Origin of the sequence: Flavobacterium sp. KACC 22763, from assembly GCF_028736155.1 — a bacterium.
Classification (GTDB): Bacteria; Bacteroidota; Bacteroidia; order Flavobacteriales; family Flavobacteriaceae; genus Flavobacterium.
Window position 1 is genome coordinate 1,860,734 of record NZ_CP117879.1, and the last position, 18,825, is coordinate 1,879,558.

Below are 18,825 nucleotides of genomic sequence, written 5' to 3' on the forward strand. Positions count from 1 at the left end.
CTCTTCTTTCTTTTAAGGTTTTAAATTCTTTTGTTTTTCATCATATAATAGCACCCTATAACCTGCTTTTACAAGCACTTTAATGAGTTTCACTTTTTTACTGAAAAGGCTTTTTGCCGCTTCAATTCCCATCTCTGCAGCCTGCGCGCCCCATGAATCCGAAATTCCGGCAAGACCGAGACTCTGGATGGAACGGTCTGCGGATGATTTGGCAGCATCCCTGCTGATCGCCCCAGGAATATAGATGCCTTCAATCCCGTCAATATCGTAAACAGCCAGCTCGACAGGAAATATGGAATTACCATACTGTATGTTTGCAATCTTTACCTCAAGCCTCTCGCCTTTTAAAGCTGCAGTTCCGTACAGGAAAGTATTCTTGGGTATCGCTGTTCCCTGCAGGAAAACATCATGCGAAAGTCTTAATTTGACCATCGATCCGTTGACAATAGTCAGTGTCTGATGAATAACTGCTTCAATGGAATTCTGCATCATTTCATAAGGCTGTTCTTCGTCCAGCGAATAAAATGCATTTGTTTTTACAGGATCCTGCGCATTGGCATTCCGCTCAAGGGAGCTCATGATGTTCTCCGGCAATTTTTTCTGCACTGGATATATTTTTCCCTTTTTACTGTCAGATGATTCTTTAAGCCTTTCCTGCACGCGCTGGGGGTGCTGTATATCCAAAATATTTTCCAGCATCCCTCCAAGCTGCTTCAGTTCAGGATCAGGTTCCTCAGAAGTGCCCATTTGCGAGATCATCTGCTCCAAATTTTTTATCGCATCCGGTTCGCTTTTTGATGCCCCATAGTTTTCAAACTCCCGCATATCCTGGCCATAAGCATTAGGGACAGCAGGCTGGCTGATTGCCTTTTCAAGAGCCCTAAGCTTCTCGTAAACTTTCTGCTCATTGCGGTCCTGAAAAGGCTGCGAATTAAAAGCCGATCTGCTTTTTGGAAGCATGCCGGAGTCAAAATCATCCGCGGAAAATGAATCTGCCTTAACTTCTTGAGCTTTACCATCAAAATAGTTGGGATCTTTTTTAATCTGCTCCCGCAGTTTTATAGAATCAGCTGCCGCCTGATCGTAATAGCCCATCTTGTCAAGTGCTGAGTCTCCTTTAAATTTAGGCAGCGGCAGATTAAAATTAAATCCTTTCTTTTTATCATTCTCTGCTGTCTTGGCTTCCATTTGTCCCCCTCCTAGGCAATAGAATAGGAATGTTAGAAACGGAAGCGCTATAAGAGGCAGCATTAAAAGCATCTTTCTCTTTTTAGACTCCTTTAGCGATATTGTTTTCTCTTGCATAATTTTAGTTTTTTAAGTTGATTTTCTTAGTTTTTGAAACTTCTGGAACCCCAGCCTCTTTATAAAATGCCCTGTACAGCTTGTAGATCAGAAGCCCTGATGTTAAAACCGTAAATAATAGCAGTGCCCATATGAGCTGTCTCTTTGAAAGGCCACCTGTGAATCCTTTCATTTTTTCAGCCCATCTTTTCTGCGCCAGCAGATAAAACTTGTGATAAACCATTGGCTCAGTGCATTTTTTAAATAAAGATTTCATATGAATTTTATTTTCTGGTTTCAGCCGAGATATCCTTATTTTCAACAGTATTAAAACGCTCGATCAGAAAACCGTGCGGATTATTATCGCTTCTTGATACATTTCGAAGCGCACCTTCAGTAATCAGACTTCTTTTTATAATGCTGGTAGTGCGGATAATGTTCTGTCTGGCATAACATCTAAAACGATAGGGATATTCTCGGATATCAATGCTCACACTATCAATCAGGATGGTCTGGCTGATGTTCCCGGATATAATTCCTGAATAAAAATTATTTTCCTTCAGATCATCATAAATGCGCTTGGCGCTGCCGTCTGCCAGATACAGCGCTTTTGTGATATTGGCTTTAATCACTTTATCGTCAGGGTCAAGGGTAAAGAAAAACTTGTGAAAGGTTTTCACATGATCCCTGGCTTCCACAGTCACATTATCCTTTCGATCTGACGCATAAGCTTCAAGCGCTTTGCCATTGGCCAGAATATACACTTTGTCCTGCATCATCCTTACGGTCTGGAAACTTTTATACAGTGCATAACAGCACACTGCCATACACCCAACAATTACAAGCATTGTAAAACCTCTCACATATCTGAAAGCGGCATCTATATTTTTCATTTTAGTAAACATGGGATGTTGGTTTTAAGTCTGTTTGGAATTTCCTTTGAGCTTATCATTCATGTAATTTCCCTTCTCTTTAAAATAGGGAGCATTGCCAGCTGATGAAGACATGCTCTGCGACATTTGCCCAGCGGCATTTCCCATTGCATCCATTGCCATGCCAACCCCATGCGAGGTTTTGGCAATTACTGAATTGGCAGAACTGCCAAGCATACTGGTAACTTTTTGGCCAAGAGCTCCGCCCCCGGCTGCATGGACAATATAATTGGCAACTGACGGAACAGTGAAATAGCCTATGATTCCAATAATCATAAAAATGAGGTAAGCCATATCGGTCCGGCTAAAAAAGGTGTCTCCACTTGCCTCCACCTGCGATAAATCCAGTTTGAGCATCAGTTCCTGAATTTTCCCAATGATGCTTCCAAAGATATTGGCAACGGGAAGCCATAAATAAATGTTTATGTATCTGGCAAGCCAGACGGTGAGGGTATGCTGAAACCCGTCAAATACAGCTATGCCAAATACAAGCGGCCCTAAAATGGAAAGCACTACAAGCTGGAATGTCCTAAGGGTATCAATGCACAAAGCCGCTGCTTCAAATAATACTCTGAGCACCTCGCTCATCCATTCCTTAACAGAATTCCGAAAATTATAGGATGCTTTCTCCATGGCAAATTTGACATCGTTTCCGATACCGGCAATCAAGCTCTCATCGGAAGGATCTTCATCATGAGTATATTTATACCACCTGTCACGGTCCCCAGCACCGGAAACCCCTACATACATCCGCCATGGATCCGTTTCTCTGATTGCTTTTTCCTTTTCTTTCAAAAGAACCGCCACAGCATTATTGGATCCCGTAACCATAGCGGCCGTAGCCGTGACAGTCGGTTTCATAACCCCGTTGATAAGAGCAAGAACAGATGGAAAAATCATGATGCAGAACCCGATCGCAAAAGGTCTGAACAGGGGATAAAAATCTATAGGTTCAGCGTTTGCAATATGGCGCCAGACTCGGGAAGCTATATACCAGATCGTCCCAAAACCAGCTATCCCCTGCCCTACAGCCAAAAGATTACTGCACAAGGGCATCATCTCATCATAAAGCTGGTCCAACACGGAGTGCAAACTCTGCATATCATCTCCGACGCCTTGAGCATGAATAGCAAAAGGCATAAACACAGCTGCATTTAAAAACAGAATTCTCTTTAAAGATTTATACAAATTCATCGCATTAATTTTTTAAATCAAGAAGTTCTTTGGAAGCATAAACATCTTTCTTTTCCTTTGCTCTCTGCAGCACCAGCATGCTTGATGATTTATTAAAACCCCTCAAAAACAACAGTTTATCCTGCATCTCCATATAAATATCATCAATTGCCTGAAGCCTTTCATCGTCTGACATTCTCAGCTTATCAGCTGTAATTGCCATAGTGAGTTCATCAAGGTTTCTTAAACTCTGATTCAAAAGGTTTCCATAAACTTTCTCAAAATAATTGATCTCCTGCTGGCTGAAACTTTCACTTTTTATAAATCTGGAAAGTCCTTTTTTGCTTTCTTTTACCAACAATATCTGGAAGTTCACGATATCTCCTATCTTTTTGTAATTCTTGACCGTTGGGCTTACCTGCATAAGGGCATCCAAGAATGTTTTATGAAGGCTGAAATTTCCTTCAGTCATATCTTTAACTGTTTTGTAGCCTCCTGAAAGCAGCTCATAACCCTTTTTCATATCGCTGAGAATCTTTTTGAACTGCGAGAGTTTTTCAATGTTTAAGATCAGCTGCTGGATTTCTGCCGACTGCGCATTTATGCTGCTTGGGATAAATCCAAAAAAGACCAGAAATACTAAAATCAATATCCTTTTCATGGCGTCAATTTTTAAGTCCGTAAATGCTTTGTGCGGATTCAGCACTTCTTTTTTCATGAGATTTTGACAATGACAGTAACTTTGCTTCATTGCTAAAAGACAGACAGAAATCGTAATTCTCAACCATCGTTTTATGCAGCCCATCAATACGCGCTATTCTTTGGTCATCTTTAAGCTCCAGTTCTGAATCAGTTGTAAGAACCAGAAGCTGGTCCAAAGTTTCATTGCAGCTTTCTAGCAGCCTTTCAAAAGAACGCGCAATATAATCGAGCTCATTTCCCTGAAATAAATCATCAGTCTTGAGTTTAGCATAAGTGCTTTTATACATTTTCACTATCTTAAACTGCAAGGAGATGATCTCTGCTGTTTTATAATAGTTTCTCACCCTCGGATTAATCTTCAATAACGATGTAAAATAATCACCATGGAGATTAACTTCTCCCTTCTTTACATCACCAATGAAATTCAGACTTTTCGAAACAGCTGAATATCCTTTTTTAGCATAATCCATGTAAACCTGAAGTGCAGCAATCTGCAGCAGCAGTTCCTTTCTCTGCCTGGCCTGCGCGTGAATTCCTTGACTTAAAAGAAATCCCGTGAAGAGCAGTATGATTACTTTTTTCATAATATTTAATTTTATTGCGGAATTCCGTAAAATTCTTTGACTTGATTTGCATCAGCTTCTGTTTTAGCCCTTTGAAGGCTAAGCATTATATTCTGCTGGTTAAACAGCATCAGGTCATCATAATTGGCGTTGATCTGGTCTGCAGCTCTATTGATAATTTCCAGCCTTTTCAAATCACTCATCTGCGTTGAGAAAGAATCCAGGATTAAAAAAATTTGGTCGATGTTCTTAAGGCTTTCTTCCAGAATTCCGGAATAAACGCGCTCCATATACTGTATCTCGCTTTCTTTAAAATGGGCATCCTTTTTAAAAAGATTCCATGCCCTTTCATATTCGTGAACCAGTCTGGTCTGTTTTTTAGTGACATCCTTTATCCTCTGATAATAGGTTATGATTGATTTTACTTTGGCGAGTTCCTCGTAATAGCCTTTGTAAAGTTCTTTCTGCTTCTGGGTCCAGTCCGATATCTCATCGAGCTTTAATTTTGACAGGACATTTTCAACTTTTTTCTGTGCATTCTGAAGCCATATGGTCTTATTCTGCAGCCTCTGGATCCTCAGATCAATTGCTTTTATAACTTTCTTTGTTACTGCCTTTACAATTTCCAGTATCGGCAGCACTGCAGCCGTTTCAGCAGGTCTCACAGGGGTGCTGATAAGCAGCAGGCAGACCGCACTGGCAATTAATCTCTTTTTCATTTTTCCTTTTCATTTAATTGTTTTCCTTCCCTCATATCCTGAGCCATTGCGGCTATTCCTTTTTTGATGTCCCCGCCAAACTTCTCGGCGTAGGCATTCATTTTCACTTTCTCGCTTTCTTCAGTAGTATATGCCAGATATTCCTCCAAGGATACCTCGGTTCTGTAAACTTTAGAAAGCATGCCACCAAGGGAGATAAAAACTTCTTTGTACTTCTTATTGGGATCATTGGCCTTGTTTACCGAAAGCACAAGCGCTTTTTCTTTCTCGGTCAGTCCCAGAAGCTCCTGAATCTGATCAAACTTGTTCTGGTATTTGCTCTGGTCCAAAAGGATCTTGCAGTCGCTGTTATTGATGATGGCCTGTTTTACTATGGGAGAAGAAATAATATCCTCCACTTCCTGCGTAACCACAACTGCCTCTCCAAAGAACTTCCTTACCGTTTTAAACAAATACTTAATGTATTCTGCCATTCCTTCCCTGGCAATTGCCTTCCACGCCTCTTCAATGAGTATCATCTTGCGGACACCTTTCAGTTTTCGCATCTTACTGATAAATACTTCCATAATAATGATGGTCACCACCGGAAAAAGAATCGGATGGTCTTTGATATTATCCAACTCGAAGACAATAAGCCTTTCTTTCAGAAGATTCAGATTCTCTGTTGCATTTAACAGATAATCAAACTCACCTCCTTTATAATAGGGACGCAATACATATAGAAAGTTATTCACGTCAAAATCCTTCTCCTTTACCTTATCATCCGACAGAATCAAAACAAACTCCTCTTTCAGAAACTCATAAAAGCTGTCAAAGCATGGGAAAATATCCGAATCGGCATCCAGCGTTTCATAATACAGCTGTAGGGCATTTGAAAGCGCCACATACTCGCTTCGGTTAAAGGTTTCATCGTCTTTTTTCCACAGCGCCAAAAGCAGCGTTTTAATGCTTTCTTTTTTCTCGGTATCCAGAGAGTCCCCTTCTGAAATATAAAAAGGGTTAAAGCGTATCGGATTCTTTTCATCGTACGTGAAATAATAGCCGCCCACCATATCGCAGAGCCCTTTGTAGCTGTGCCCGACATCCACCAGCACTATATGCGTTCCCTGCTCGTAGTAGCTTCTCACCATATGGTTGGTAAAAAAGGATTTTCCGCTGCCCGAAGGCCCGAGTATAAACTTATTGCGATTCGTGCAGATTCCCTTCCTAACAGGCTCATCGCTGATATCCACATGAACCGGTTTTCCGGTCAGCCTGTCTCCAAGCCTTAAACCGCAAGGACTCAGCGAAGATCTGCAGCCAGTCTCCATGTTCAGAAAACAGACCGCCTGCTCTGTGAAAGTGTCAAAAGTGTCATTCATCGGAAAATCCCCTTCATTGCCTGGAATTCCAGCCCAATAAATCTGGGGGGCTCCAACCGTTTCCAGCTTGGCGGCCGCATCCATCTGGGCAAGTGCTGATGACACCTTGTTCTTAATGTCCTTGAGCTCTTCTTTATCCGTGCTCCATGCCAGCACATTAAAATGGGCCTTTACGGGAAGCCTCTGCTCAGACACGGCTTCATTCAGGAAATCATTAGCGGCATCTCTGGCAATCATATTTCCCCTGCTGTAAGCCGACAGCGACTGGAGCCGAAGCCTCTTGCTTTCCAGCTTCCTAATGGTTTTCTGAGCATCTTCAATAAAAATGTACTGGCTGTAGATATGATTGCACGACAAAAGCTGCCCTAAAGCTGATGCAAATCCTACGCTAAATTTGGTTCTATCAGTCGAATAGCGGTCAAAATTGATTCTAGATCCGCATAGGCCCGGCAGATCGGCCGCATCGCCGAGGGTAAAAAGCTGGCAGCGTTTATCGCCCACTTCCAAGCCTTCATCAAATCTGATATCGCTGAAAACAAATGAATCTTCCCGCTCCGATAAAAAACAATACTTTTCCACCAGCCCGATCCTTCTGCTCCCGCTTTTAAGCGATTCATTTTTCATACGCACCAGCTTTATGAATCCGCTGTCCTCCATGATCCTTTTAAACTGGCCGCAGACATCTGTAAAGTCCTGCAGCAGCTGCGGTTTTAAAGTTTCCTCGGGAACTATGGAACTCCTGAGCAGATTAGAAAACAGCGAGGTTGCATTTCTCCTTCCCTGCGGCTTTTGGGTCAGCATAATATAGCAGGAATGATCCAAAAAAGGCCTTTCGTTAAAAAAACGCTCGCTGCTTTGGGTCAGAAAACTGCTGTCCCCGCTTGAGAAATCAGCTTTATATTTCCTTTCTAAAAACCAGTCCTGCTTATGGAAAACGCAAAACTTCGGCAGCACCTTTATGGCTTTTATCCACGACTGGTGGAAAGCTTCATATTCCTGATCTGAAAGCGTAAAAATCTCAGGCAGATCCGCCTTAAAAACTAAGGTTATATCCCCTTGTTTTGACAATATGCAGTCATGCTCCACTGCCATAATCGGCAGGAGCTCTTCCATCCTCTTCTCCATCCTTTCCTATAAATTAACGTTCTATAGCTACAGCTTTATATAAACACCCCTGCTGCGCACCTTCACGCAGTTGGGAATGCGCTTTGAGGCTATGGCTTTCATCAAGCCATGCTCTCCATATTTGGCGCTCATTCTATATATCTTAAAGACCAGAAAGGCCCCTGCAATTCCGATAAGCCCAACACATGCAAGGGAAGGCACGCCCGCAATAAAAAGCACGGCAAAAAGTATCATAAGCGCCACTATTCCAAAACCTAAATACCAGATATACTGCGCTTTGAGGCCTTTAAATTCAATGCTTTGATTAATGCCCTTATTGATCCTGTAAACGCTGTTTGCCATCAGACCCCAAAAAAGGATTTAATGACCGTAGCCACCACCACTAGAAACACGCAGCTGCCAAACCATGCCGCGGCGACCTTTCCCGTATCGGGATCGCCCGCATTCCACTTCTGGTACACCTTCACCGCTCCGATAAGCCCCAATATGGCTCCCACAGCGTACATCAGTTCGGTGCCCGCATCAAAGTAGCTGCGCACCTTCTGGTTGGCCTCATTGATGCCCGCCACCCCATCCTGGCTGTAAAGAGCCCCTGAATAAAGCATCAGCAGGGACAGTGCTAAAGTGTCCGATATATTTTTAAGCCTTCTCCATAAGAATTTCAATCTCCAATTCCACCTTTTCATCTCCCATCATTTAAATTAAACCATCACTTGAAATAAAAGCAGAGAAATGCCGCTGCTACAGCTTCTATCTCCTTGTCACAAACCGCCATAACGCACTAGAGCGAACAGGGGAAATTTCTCTGCCTATTTTTTATCGCTGCTTTTCCCACAGACTGTCCATCTCCAGACTGCCCAAAACAAATTCCGGATACTTAAGACTCTCCGAAATGACAAGGGAGTTGATTTTTTCACGCAAAGCGGACTGCTTCACAAAAGGGTATTCAGACAGCACAAACTGCAGATAATGTTTGAATTCCGTTTTGGATACCCCTCTAGCATCGCTTTCAGCAAATGCATCCAACAATTTGGAATACAGCTCTTCTGCATCTTCAAGCGTACTGAAAGATTCTTTAAACTTGGCAAATGGGCTATCGCTTTTCATGTCCTCTGCAGCCAAAGATCGGCGCCTAAAGCCCCCTTTCAAAATCGAAATGAAATTCTTCGGATAATACCGAAAAAACACATAGCCGTACCACAAAAAAAGAAAAGCAGTGGCTGCAATCACAAAAGCCTTCCATGAAACATCTCCAAGCATAACCATCCCATTTAAACATTAGACATCCTTTCAGAAAACCGGAACCCATTCCGATTTCATTGCAGGACAAAGGAACAATTACGCAAAGGCCCCTGCAAGTACAACTTTTTCTGTGCCTTTCAGTACCCCTCCGATTTCAACAGCCTGCTTTATTCCATGGCAAAAAAAAACTCCCGGAACATTCCAGGAGTTTCTGCGTACATATGCTTTTAAATTTAATGGCCGAACTGCTTCCAAAATCAGAGCAGGCTCCCAACTATCGAAAGCAATGGCGGATTTACGGATTACTTGCGCTTCTGCCTCTGTCTGCATCTTCTTCTGGCCAGCCTAATTTTCAGCCTAAGATTATCATAAAGAATCCCTATGGCCAGAAGCAGCGCGGCGGACAATAGGGCCGCGATCCCAACTTTGGAATACAGCAGGCCTCCTGCAATGCCTCCCAGAAAGAAAAAGCCGATTATCGTAAAGCGGAGCCTAATGGAGGAAAACAGCCTGCGCCTTGATTGCGCATCCCTATAAAAAAACAGCTGGGAGAGCTCGATCCCTAGATCCGTAAAGAGCCCTGTGAGATGGGTTGTCCTCACCACAGCATTGGAAATTCTGGTGACCAGCGAGTTCTGCAGCCCCATGGCAAAAAGCCGGCAGCATTGACTGCTCCCGCAACAAAAGACAGCAGTGAGGCAATCTGGAGATTGTGCTTCGAATTTCTTTTTCTGCCCTGATGGATAAACATTTTTTATAAATCTTTTTTTCAGACGCAACAAGCAGGCACCCGATGCATTGAGAAACGGTGCGTTCCCTTTCCGGCAGCGCCTCCCCAAAAACTTTTATTATTTCCGAAGTTATGCCAATAACTGATTTTTGGGGATGCCGCAGGATTCAAAAATAGCTGGTTGTAGTTAATCTGAACAATGATTAGATCTTTTAAAAAGAAGCCAGAGATTAGAAAAGCTAATCTCCGGCGGCTATAATAACAAAAAAGTCCGATTTTAGTGCTCCTTGAAATTCTCCTAAAAATCGCCCTTAATCCCATGAACTTCAGATACGAAAATAATATAAAAATCCGAACTATTTTTTTGATTTAAATCAAGTTTAAGCCCAGTGGAAAAAAGGTTCGAATGGACTTAAAAGAAAACTGAAAAACAAATTCCCATTGCTTTAAGCGATAAAAAAAGCCTTAAGCCCATTTATCTTGATCGGATGATGTACAGCTCGTTTGGCCCGTAAGCTTTGCGCCTCACCAAAAAGCTTACGCAGGAGATTTTTTGAAATTCAACCGGCACCCGGTAAAGGCTTATGCCCAGTTCATAATCGTTTCTTTCATATCTATTCGAGAAAAAATTCCTGGCCGACACTTCCCCATCCTTAAGCTTCAGAACTTCCTTCTGCATCTTTAAACCAATATAGGCAGTGCCCTGCCAGGCCATATTTCTGCCCGGTCCGTTGGGGCTGCCAAGCCCCCTGAAAGGATTCAAGTTCAGGGTGCATTTCTCTTTCCGAAAATGCGCCACCGTGACCGCTTCATTTTTAGCGCCGAGCACGTCCTCCAATTTCACGCAATGGCCAAACTCGGTCTGCTGCCCCATTTCCTCTGCAGATTCTATTTTTGAAAGCAGGACGCCCTTCGCATCAAATATATAGGTGCAGTTCCTAATTATGGCCAGGCTCTTCTGCTCATCATAATACTGATGCTTTAAAGGGAGAATGAATTTATGGTTTACAGTGTCAAAATTTATCCTTTCAGACAATAGGTCCTGGGGAACAGCTTTTGAGACGGGAACAAGGGCATAATTCTCCGCGCTGATGCCCATCCGGTAATCTTTATAGGCGGCATCATACCGCATTTTTCCATACAATGCCGATAGCCAGTAAACTGCAGCACACAGTATGAAAAGCGCAGCTCCCAATAAAAGCATGGTTATCCTTCTTCTTGCCATCAAATTGGCTGTTATGGTTATCTATTCTATAAGTTCCCTTTAGGGTAAATTCCTATCGGCAGCTCTTCCTGATCTCATCGAGGATCCTATTGGACCTGTTGAAAATAATCTCTTCCTCCCCGCCGCCGTTTGGCCTCCAATGCTCCGAGGTTATGGCTTTATTTCCGCTTTTATAGGTCCTTCTTGAGACCAATGCGCTTTTCATTGCGTCTTTGGTCTCGATATCCGCTTTCGTCCCTAAATATTTCGCCGCAACTTTTGGCATTTCCCAAAAGCATTCCGTCCCATCACCAATGTCTATTATTCTGCTTTGGGAATCTTTCGGAAACAGCCTGTTGAGCCAGAACTGCTTTTCATATTTCGCATAGATCGGAACGGCGTTCAAATAAAGCCGATACCCAGCATAATGTTCTGTAAAATCGCTGCCCGCAATATAATTGTAATAGGCAATGGCTTCAATGGACTGCCATGCCATAAAACAGCTCTTGTCAAACAGCGGCATTTCAACTGTGATTCCCCTATCATCGGCAGACAGCCTATTTCGCCTCTTCCGCATCAGTTTGAGCCGCTTTTCGGAAACCGCAGCCCCAAATATCAGACCATGGATTAAAGCCAGCGCAAAAAATGCAGATAGGCAGACGGCTATCCAGCCTGACAGGCCGATATCCCATTTTAATTGAGCAGCAAAAAATAACACCAAAAACCCTGCACTGAAAAATATTGAAAGCGTCGCAATAAAAACGCCCAAAAATCCATATCGCGGTTTTGGCCTTAGAAGCGTCAGCATCGCTGTTTGAGAAAACCATCCTGAAATGCCCCTAAAAAGAATCGATAGCGCAACAATGATAAAAACAGCAGGAATTATAAGCGGACCTACTGTTCTGGCTCCGCTTTTCAGGTCAAAAAAGGCCATTGCCAGACCCGCTGCCAGCATAAAAATCCCAGCAAGCTTCTTAACTTTTCTCTCATTCAAATCCATACAAGCTTTTCCATAACAGGCATTTTATTTTTAGGCGGCACACCATTCCAATTCTGCCACATTCTGCAGCAATCCAATTGCCGATCCCTCAAAACCGCCCTCAGTGCAATGCAAATTTCAGAAAAAAGACAATCTGGATTCAGCCCGATATAAATCAGCCCGGAACAATCCGATATCCGTAAAGGTTTTAGATAGATTCGCGTCAATGGACCAGGGCATAGTAAAAAAAAGATATTGGAAACAGAAGAAGTGCAGATCCGCTAAATCGGACTTTTTGCCGCTATGCGCTGCAGGCCTAAAATGGTGAGGCAGCTTTCATCGGTATCGGAATCTATGGCAGCAAGCCCAAAATTTTCCAATTCCAATAAGGCTTCCATGATTTTTGTCTCATTTTCAATACCGTTGGCCGATGAAAACCAAGAGGAAGAAGGGCTGCTAAGCGCTTCGGCCATCTCTTCAAAACTAAGGCTTCTGGGATAAGCGCTGCCAAGAACGATCAGCATCTGATCTAAAAACTCGCTCTTGTTCTGCTTCTTGCCTATATTCGTCTGATCCATATCTTTTTGCATTTAAAACCATAAGTGGCTAATATATAATTTATATTCCGATATCATCGGCTTTATCCGAATTAAAAGTTGGCGACATTGGCCAGCTGCTGCAAATCCAGAAGCTATATCCTTCTGTCTTCCATCCAGCTAAGCCTCTCATCTTTAAAATCATAAAGCACCCTAGCCAGGGTTTCGTTAATGGTGCCCACCATATTGGCCAGACTAAAATCATTTTTTTATCAGAAAATTAAGCCGTAAATTGTACTGGAATAATTGGGTGGCAGTTATTTTTGAGAACAGAAAAAAGAAAAATGTTTTTGGTACTCTACGCATTGGCTCCAGAGGTTAGCCGCTCTAATCTCTGGTTTCTGCCCCCTAATTTAATTCATCTGCAGCCAATTATCAGACCCTATATTGAACGCTTCAATGAGCCCAAAATCAAAAATAGACAAAGGGCGTTTGCTTTGCGAAGATTTAAAAAGCCCCTGAAAACATAAGTCTTCAGGGGCTTCATAAATTAAAGCATTCGGCAATTGGTCACTGGAACCTTTTTATAAATTCCATCATATCGCCAATGGTCTGTATCTCTTCTTTTTGGGTATTGCCCAGCGCTCTGGCCTTCTCAATATGCAGCAGGCTGCTTAGCATGGCTTTCTGAAGCCCGTTTAAGGGATCCCCGCTGGTGTCCGGTTCAGGAAGCAGCTCCCTTAAGTCCATCCCTGATGGAATTTCAGGCCAATTTGCCCTTTTCTGATTAGAAAAGACTTCTGTAAAGGGCAAAACCTCAGGATCCCTGTCCCTATCGGTCAGCGGATCCATCTGCCATTTCTGGCAAACCGTCTTTATGAATGATGCATGCTCAAACTGTCCGCTGACTACCGTCTGCGGCTGGATATAGGAAGACACCATTATCATCGGAACGCGCACCCCTAGACGGTCAAAGCCGAAACCGCACTCCCCCTTCATGCCAGCAGCAGGCGGTACCGTACCTGGCGGCGCCACATGGTCATAGCAGCCTCCGTGCTCGTCATGGGTGATGATGAAAAGTATCTTGTCCCTTTTGGGGCTTTTTCTGATGGCATTGTACACTTCGCCGATGAGCTCGTCTCCCAACTTCACCGTCCCGACAGCCAATTCATGGTTCACTGCCGACGGATGCTGGTCATTGTGCTTATGCAGAAACTGGGGTTCCACAAAGCAGTATTGCGGCAGGGTGCCAAACTCCAGATCAAAGAAAAAATCGAGATGCCCGTGCGTATTGTCTTTTCCCTCGCCGGTTCCATTGACTATATAGGTCAGGCTTAAAGGCGCAATAGGCGAATAGACCTTCCATGAAACATTATTATCGTTCATGCGGTCAAAGATGGTCGGCAGCGACCAGACATCCTTTATCCATGAATCCATCCCATGCAGATCGCCATCAATGCCTGGAAAACCTGTTCCATCCTCGCCAAGGGGATTAATCACTTTTCCCCCTGAGCTTGCCGCATGCCAGAATGCCCGATTGCAGTAGGTCTGGCTCGGCACCGAACAGTACCAGTGGTCAAAAACCGCAAACTCTTTGGCTAAAGTGGCCATTGCAGGAATCTGGTCCGGCTCAAAGCACTGCATGATCACCTCATACTGTTCATAGGTAGGATTATCAATGCTGTAAGCTGACCTGAGCGTATTTTCGTAATCGTTGACAAAGCCATTCATGCTGGGCTCGCCCGGGGAAGCCGGCAGATTATAAGGCGGTGCCATTTTATAGTCAGCCGCTCCTATATTGCTCTCAGGGATGATGGAATTGAAAAGCTGCGTATTGACATGGGGGTATTCCTCACCCGGATCCGGATAGGGCATCGAGTAGCTCACCGCCCGCGAAGGGGAAATGTCCGTTTTCTCTGGATAGCCCGCCGCTCTGGCGGGAATGGGGTTCGCATAGTCAATATTGGGATTATAAAGCCCTTCAAAAGGCTTTTCAGGCGGCAGTTCGCCATTTTTATAGAGATAGCCTAACAGATTGTCAAATGAGCGGTTCTCCAGCATAAGCACCACAATATGCTCAAAAGTTTCCAGTCCGTCAAATTGGTTTGCATTTTCCATATTCCAGCTGTTTTTTAAGTTATTAAATATAAGTAAATTACGACAATTAAAGCCAAGCCTGCGCAAGTAGTTCTACCTGTTTTAAAAGCTGGCCCCAGAGGCGCACTTATCCTAGCTTGAAATTGCTTTAATCCTAAAAAAGAATGGCCGTTTTATCAGTCTTTAACCGCTTCAAATTTAACTCTTGGGTGAATAGATCCAGCCATAAATCCAATCAAGCCTTTGGATCTGCCTGCCTATAAAAAAACCGATTAAGCGGTCACGAAACCATGCTCCCATTGGATTGCTCCTGGTTTTAGAATCGCCTGTTTTTCTGGCGCTTTTTATTATTTTTTCTACTCTGGGCTGGCGTTCAGACTGAAAAATCCGAAACGCAGTGCTGTAGTCGCCATGCAATTTTAATGACTCGGCAATTGCAATTGTGTCTTCTAGAGCCAATGATGCTCCCTGTCCAATATGAGGAGAAATGCCATGCGCCGCATCTCCAATAAGGCAGACCCTGCCTTTATGCCAATGCAGAAGCTTAGGCACATCGTAAATCGGATAGGCAATAATCTCATGGCTATTTTTTATTATTTTAGAGAACAGAGGATCATCATTTTTATGTACATCTATTAAATGTTTCTGAATTTCGGCTTTTAGCGTTTTTTCCATTTCCTGCCGCTTTGGCTGCAGCTCTCTAAAGTAATTGTTGAACCACCAGACTTCCCCCTTATCAGAAACCGAATAGGCAAAAAATCCCCTTTCGCCAAAAGTCATCTGTATTGAATCCAACGGCTCTGAAAGTTCAGGAATCTTCGCATAGCCGCCAGTTGAGATAAGTTTGGTGTATTTGAGAGCGGAAACTCCAGGAAACAGCTGTTTTCTAACCTCGGAAAACATTCCGTCACAGCCTATCATAATATCGCCTACGGCTTCAGTTCCGTCAGCAAAATATGCGGTCACTTTTCTGTCTGCCTCACTATACCTTAGAAATTTTTTATTATAGTTTATTGTTATACCTGCAGCTTTTGCCGCCATCCGGACATATCGGTTCAGGTTTGCCCTTTTAATCTGAATGGTCTCAGCTCCATACTGCTGCTTCTGATAGGCCGTGCCCAGTTCTGCTATCTGTCTTCCTTTGGAATTAAAAAATTTCATCGAACCGGGAGTATAATCTTCTTTGAGCAGCTTCAAATCAACAAATTCTTTCAATACATTAAGACCATTGGGAGTGACGCCTAAAAAGGCGCCCTCTTTTATATTCTCTTCTGATCTCGATTCAAATATTTCAGGCTCAAAGCCTATTTTTTTCAGCTGTAGAGCCAGTATTGGCCCTGCTGCGCCCGCGCCTATTATAATCGCTTTTTTATCCATTGCTTTTCTATTTGATTTATAATCCATTTTATTCCTTAAATAATTAGCGCAAAACACTGATCCAGCAATACCCTGAGTTTCCCCATTGTATCTCTTTTCCTGCAAGCCATAGTTTCAATAATCGTTCTGGAAAGCATCAGTCTGCGGAGTTTTTTCTAAATTTGTATTTGTCTGTTCCTTGCTTTGTCATTATGCAAAACTATCAAGCTTGCAGAAAACGGAGTTGCAAAAAAAGGAGTCAGGCTGGCAAATTAAGGAGCAATGGGATTTGAATTAAAAAATGATAAAAAGGCGCTTGAAATAGCCTTTGATGAAAATGATTTTAGCAATCACGGCTTCAAAGAAGACGTTTTTGAAATGAACCTGCCTTTTGGGCAAGTAACGGGCAGGCAATGGCTTTTTGACGGCATCAAGATTCTATATTCTGAAACTAATCTTGACAGCCCTGTCGAACTGGACTGGAAAGGAGATACGGAATTGGTAGCCATGCATTTTAACCTTCAGGGAAGAACCTCCATCAAACAGGATGGAATGGACAATTCTTTTGAGCTGAATAAAAATCAGCACAATTTATTCTATGGCACCAATGCTGAAGGCAAAATGAAATTTGATGAATTGCGGATGAAGTCATTTATGATTCAATTCGAAAAGAATTCTTTTTTGAGAATGTCCAAAGACGGGAATGAATCCCTTAAAAGGTTTGCCGGCAAAATAGCTTCGGGAACCCCTTCGGCTTTTTCAAATTCCAATCTCAATATCAATCTGCCCATACAGACCTGCATCAATTCTATTTTGAATTGTGAGTACTCCAGCGGATTAAAAAGATTGTTTCTTCTATCCAAAACAATTGAGCTGCTTGTTCTCCAGGCGGAATCATTCAATGCTTTTCAAAATTCAAAATCCCAATACATAAAACATGATTACGACAAAGAGCGGATCGTATTTGCCCGCGATTATCTGGGTAAAAATGTTGAGTCGCCTCCCACACTGGCTGAATTGGCCAAAATAGCAGGAATAAACGAATACAAGCTGAAGCGGGGTTTTAAAGAAATGTTTAATCAGACAGCCTTCTCCTACCTGTCTGACTTGCGTTTAGAGCTGGCAAAAAACGATCTGCTTGACGGCAGAAAACTGGCTTCTGAAATCGCATTTGAATTGGGCTACTATTCATTGCAGCACTTTAGCAATGCATTTAAAAAAAAGTTCGGCATTGCCCCAAGCCAGGTTAGACGCTCTAGATAAGTCAGTATAGCTGTTTCTTTATTACATAAAAACACCTGTTCTCACTAACACTAACTGTTCTCAATCTGGGAAAACGCCTCATGAAAGCATATAATCCACGATGGCCTGCGAATGTATTTTTGCGGTATCAAAAACCGGCACTGCAAAATCATCCTCGCTGATGAGCATTGGGATTTCCGTACAGCCCAGAATGATGCATTCTGCACCACGGACAACAAGATCATTGGCAATGGCAATATAGCTGGCTTTGGTTTCAGGATTGATAAGTCCAACACCCAGCTCTTCTTTTAGCGTATATTGGATATAATCCCTTGTTTCTTCTTTTTCGGGTATCAGCATCTCCAGTCCATGCTCTTGCATCTTGCCGGCATAAAAATCCATCTCCATGGTAAACTTTGTGCCCAGCAATCCCACTTTTTTAAGCCCCTGCCTCTTCACGGCCTTTGCGGTCTCTTCCCCTATATGGATAATGGGCAGTCTCACGGTTTGCTGAAGCCTGTCTGCAAAAAGGTGCGCTGTATTGGCGCATAGGGCAATGCCTTCTGCCCCGCTTCTTTTAAGGCTTTCACAGGCCTCCAACAGTAATTCAAAGGAATTTTCCCAGCTTTTGGCCTGAACATCCCCAAAATTAAGGGAATAGATGATGCACTGGGCGGCATTCAGTCCGCCCAGCCTTGCATTTACACCTTCGTTGATAAACTTGTAATAATCCAATGTTGACACCCAGCTTATGCCGCCTACCAATCCTATTTTTCTCATGTTTTCTTAATTTATGGCTGTTTAGCCTGCAACTGCCTGCCGATTTCAGAGCCGATGCTCTCATTTTAAATGATCATTAAACACATCTCTTCCAAAAGACATAGATAACTTTGGCCGTTTTACGTCTGCTAATTTACACAAAATACTGCCTTTTAACCTTGCCCGCAATTTCATCAATATTGTCACCGCGGTCTAGGCATTAGAGAAAATCCGATGGCACGGGGAAGAAAGCTCCAAAAAAATATCATCATATAAAATTGATACACAGCTGGCCAAAAAAGATTCCTTCCCCAGTCCGCCATAGATCGGGTAAACCGAAAAGCGGAAAAAACTCCAAAAAAAAAAAAACAATCTCTCCATTTAAAGCATCCAATGCCGGCAATATTCCATTAATTTTGCACTATACAATCTACACTCTTAGAAAATTCCGAAACATTGCTTCATTGGAATTCCTGAAGATGCTGGAAAGCTTAAGAAAAATGAAGAAGTTTGAAATAAAAAAGACAGAGCAGAACCAATGGCTGGTATCCCACAACGAATTCCCCAGGTTCACCTGTCTTTTTGAAGATAAAAAATTCCATTGCTCAAGGACCATAACAGGGCTTTTGGACCCCACAGGCAGCCCTGAAGAAATACAGCCGCTCCAGAAAATGGAAAAATGGCTCTCGCGCTACCATATGGACAAAATAAACGGCTGAAAATTTTGCGCCAACCAATTTCGGCCCGGCACATTTGCCTGATCCGTGCCCAAAATAGTGCGCCGGAACTTGCTTCGCCAGTCCGCTAACGCTCACGTGCAG

21 protein-coding genes are annotated in these 18,825 nt (G+C 43.0%); 2 read left to right on the forward strand and 19 right to left on the reverse strand.

Annotated features, from left to right (window positions below):
- Window positions 1-12: 12 nt before the first annotated feature.
- The 18 genes from traM to PQ463_RS07905 all read right to left on the reverse strand — a co-directional run bounded on the left by traM (window position 13) and on the right by PQ463_RS07905 (window position 16,051).
- On the reverse strand, window positions 13-1,305 hold the full coding sequence (gene traM / locus PQ463_RS07820; protein WP_274257095.1) for a conjugative transposon protein TraM: 1,293 nt from the start codon (window positions 1,303-1,305) through the stop codon (window positions 13-15).
- Window positions 1,306-1,309: 4 nt separating this feature from the next.
- Window positions 1,310-1,561 (reverse strand): hypothetical protein, encoded by a 252-nt coding sequence (locus tag PQ463_RS07825; protein ID WP_274257096.1) that lies wholly within the window; start codon window positions 1,559-1,561, stop codon window positions 1,310-1,312.
- A gap of 7 nt (window positions 1,562-1,568) precedes the next feature.
- On the reverse strand, window positions 1,569-2,177 hold the full coding sequence (traK, locus tag PQ463_RS07830; protein ID WP_274257097.1) for a conjugative transposon protein TraK: 609 nt from the start codon (window positions 2,175-2,177) through the stop codon (window positions 1,569-1,571).
- 24 nt (window positions 2,178-2,201) lie between these two features.
- The gene (traJ, locus tag PQ463_RS07835) at window positions 2,202-3,410 is read right to left on the reverse strand and encodes a conjugative transposon protein TraJ (RefSeq protein ID WP_274257098.1); all 1,209 of its coding nucleotides are present in this window, start codon (window positions 3,408-3,410) and stop codon (window positions 2,202-2,204) included.
- Between the two features lie 4 nt (window positions 3,411-3,414).
- Window positions 3,415-4,050 (reverse strand): TerB family tellurite resistance protein, encoded by a 636-nt coding sequence (locus tag PQ463_RS07840; protein ID WP_274257934.1) that lies wholly within the window; start codon window positions 4,048-4,050, stop codon window positions 3,415-3,417.
- 4 nt (window positions 4,051-4,054) lie between these two features.
- The gene (locus PQ463_RS07845; protein ID WP_111376245.1) at window positions 4,055-4,675 is read right to left on the reverse strand and encodes a hypothetical protein; all 621 of its coding nucleotides are present in this window, start codon (window positions 4,673-4,675) and stop codon (window positions 4,055-4,057) included.
- Window positions 4,676-4,686: 11 nt separating this feature from the next.
- Complete coding sequence (locus PQ463_RS07850) at window positions 4,687-5,373, reverse strand: conjugal transfer protein TraI (RefSeq protein ID WP_274257099.1); 687 nt, start codon at window positions 5,371-5,373, stop codon at window positions 4,687-4,689.
- Window positions 5,370-7,859, reverse strand: a complete 2,490-nt coding sequence (locus tag PQ463_RS07855; protein WP_274257100.1) for a TraG family conjugative transposon ATPase — start codon at window positions 7,857-7,859, stop codon at window positions 5,370-5,372. Before PQ463_RS07855 ends, PQ463_RS07850 begins: the two co-directional genes overlap by 4 nt.
- Before the next feature lie 27 nt (window positions 7,860-7,886).
- Window positions 7,887-8,201: a DUF4133 domain-containing protein gene (locus tag PQ463_RS07860; RefSeq protein WP_274257101.1), complete on the reverse strand. Its 315-nt coding sequence runs from the start codon at window positions 8,199-8,201 to the stop codon at window positions 7,887-7,889.
- The gene (locus PQ463_RS07865) at window positions 8,201-8,464 is read right to left on the reverse strand and encodes a DUF4134 domain-containing protein (protein ID WP_239452901.1); all 264 of its coding nucleotides are present in this window, start codon (window positions 8,462-8,464) and stop codon (window positions 8,201-8,203) included. The genes PQ463_RS07860 and PQ463_RS07865 overlap by 1 nt, the downstream gene beginning before the upstream one ends.
- A 211-nt stretch (window positions 8,465-8,675) precedes the next feature.
- A complete protein-coding gene (locus tag PQ463_RS07870; RefSeq protein ID WP_274257102.1) occupies window positions 8,676-9,119 on the reverse strand; it encodes a hypothetical protein in 444 nt (147 codons plus the stop codon).
- 78 nt (window positions 9,120-9,197) lie between these two features.
- Window positions 9,198-9,431, reverse strand: coding sequence for a hypothetical protein (locus tag PQ463_RS07875; RefSeq protein WP_274258012.1), 234 nt, complete (start codon window positions 9,429-9,431; stop codon window positions 9,198-9,200).
- Window positions 9,404-9,748, reverse strand: coding sequence for a YoaK family protein (locus tag PQ463_RS07880; protein ID WP_337992881.1), 345 nt, complete (start codon window positions 9,746-9,748; stop codon window positions 9,404-9,406). The genes PQ463_RS07875 and PQ463_RS07880 overlap by 28 nt, the downstream gene beginning before the upstream one ends.
- Window positions 9,749-10,306: 558 nt before the next feature.
- Complete coding sequence (locus PQ463_RS07885; protein WP_274257103.1) at window positions 10,307-11,056, reverse strand: hypothetical protein; 750 nt, start codon at window positions 11,054-11,056, stop codon at window positions 10,307-10,309.
- Between the two features lie 52 nt (window positions 11,057-11,108).
- Window positions 11,109-12,035, reverse strand: a complete 927-nt coding sequence (locus PQ463_RS07890) for a hypothetical protein (RefSeq protein ID WP_274257104.1) — start codon at window positions 12,033-12,035, stop codon at window positions 11,109-11,111.
- 260 nt (window positions 12,036-12,295) lie between these two features.
- A complete protein-coding gene (locus tag PQ463_RS07895) occupies window positions 12,296-12,592 on the reverse strand; it encodes a hypothetical protein (RefSeq protein WP_274257105.1) in 297 nt (98 codons plus the stop codon).
- A 528-nt stretch (window positions 12,593-13,120) separates the two neighbouring features.
- Window positions 13,121-14,668 (reverse strand): alkaline phosphatase family protein, encoded by a 1,548-nt coding sequence (locus tag PQ463_RS07900; RefSeq protein ID WP_274257106.1) that lies wholly within the window; start codon window positions 14,666-14,668, stop codon window positions 13,121-13,123.
- 177 nt (window positions 14,669-14,845) lie between these two features.
- Window positions 14,846-16,051 (reverse strand): FAD-dependent oxidoreductase, encoded by a 1,206-nt coding sequence (locus tag PQ463_RS07905; protein ID WP_274257107.1) that lies wholly within the window; start codon window positions 16,049-16,051, stop codon window positions 14,846-14,848.
- A gap of 234 nt (window positions 16,052-16,285) precedes the next feature.
- On the opposite strand from PQ463_RS07905, the gene PQ463_RS07910 reads away from it, so the two are divergent.
- A complete protein-coding gene (locus tag PQ463_RS07910; protein WP_274257108.1) occupies window positions 16,286-17,266 on the forward strand; it encodes an AraC family transcriptional regulator in 981 nt (326 codons plus the stop codon).
- Between the two features lie 78 nt (window positions 17,267-17,344).
- Here PQ463_RS07910 and PQ463_RS07915 read toward each other — a convergent pair whose 3' ends face one another.
- A complete protein-coding gene (locus PQ463_RS07915; protein ID WP_111376256.1) occupies window positions 17,345-18,025 on the reverse strand; it encodes an aspartate/glutamate racemase family protein in 681 nt (226 codons plus the stop codon).
- A gap of 257 nt (window positions 18,026-18,282) precedes the next feature.
- Here PQ463_RS07915 and PQ463_RS07920 point away from each other — a divergent pair, with 257 nt between their 5' ends.
- Window positions 18,283-18,723 (forward strand): hypothetical protein, encoded by a 441-nt coding sequence (locus tag PQ463_RS07920; protein WP_274257109.1) that lies wholly within the window; start codon window positions 18,283-18,285, stop codon window positions 18,721-18,723.
- Window positions 18,724-18,825 lie beyond the last annotated feature (102 nt).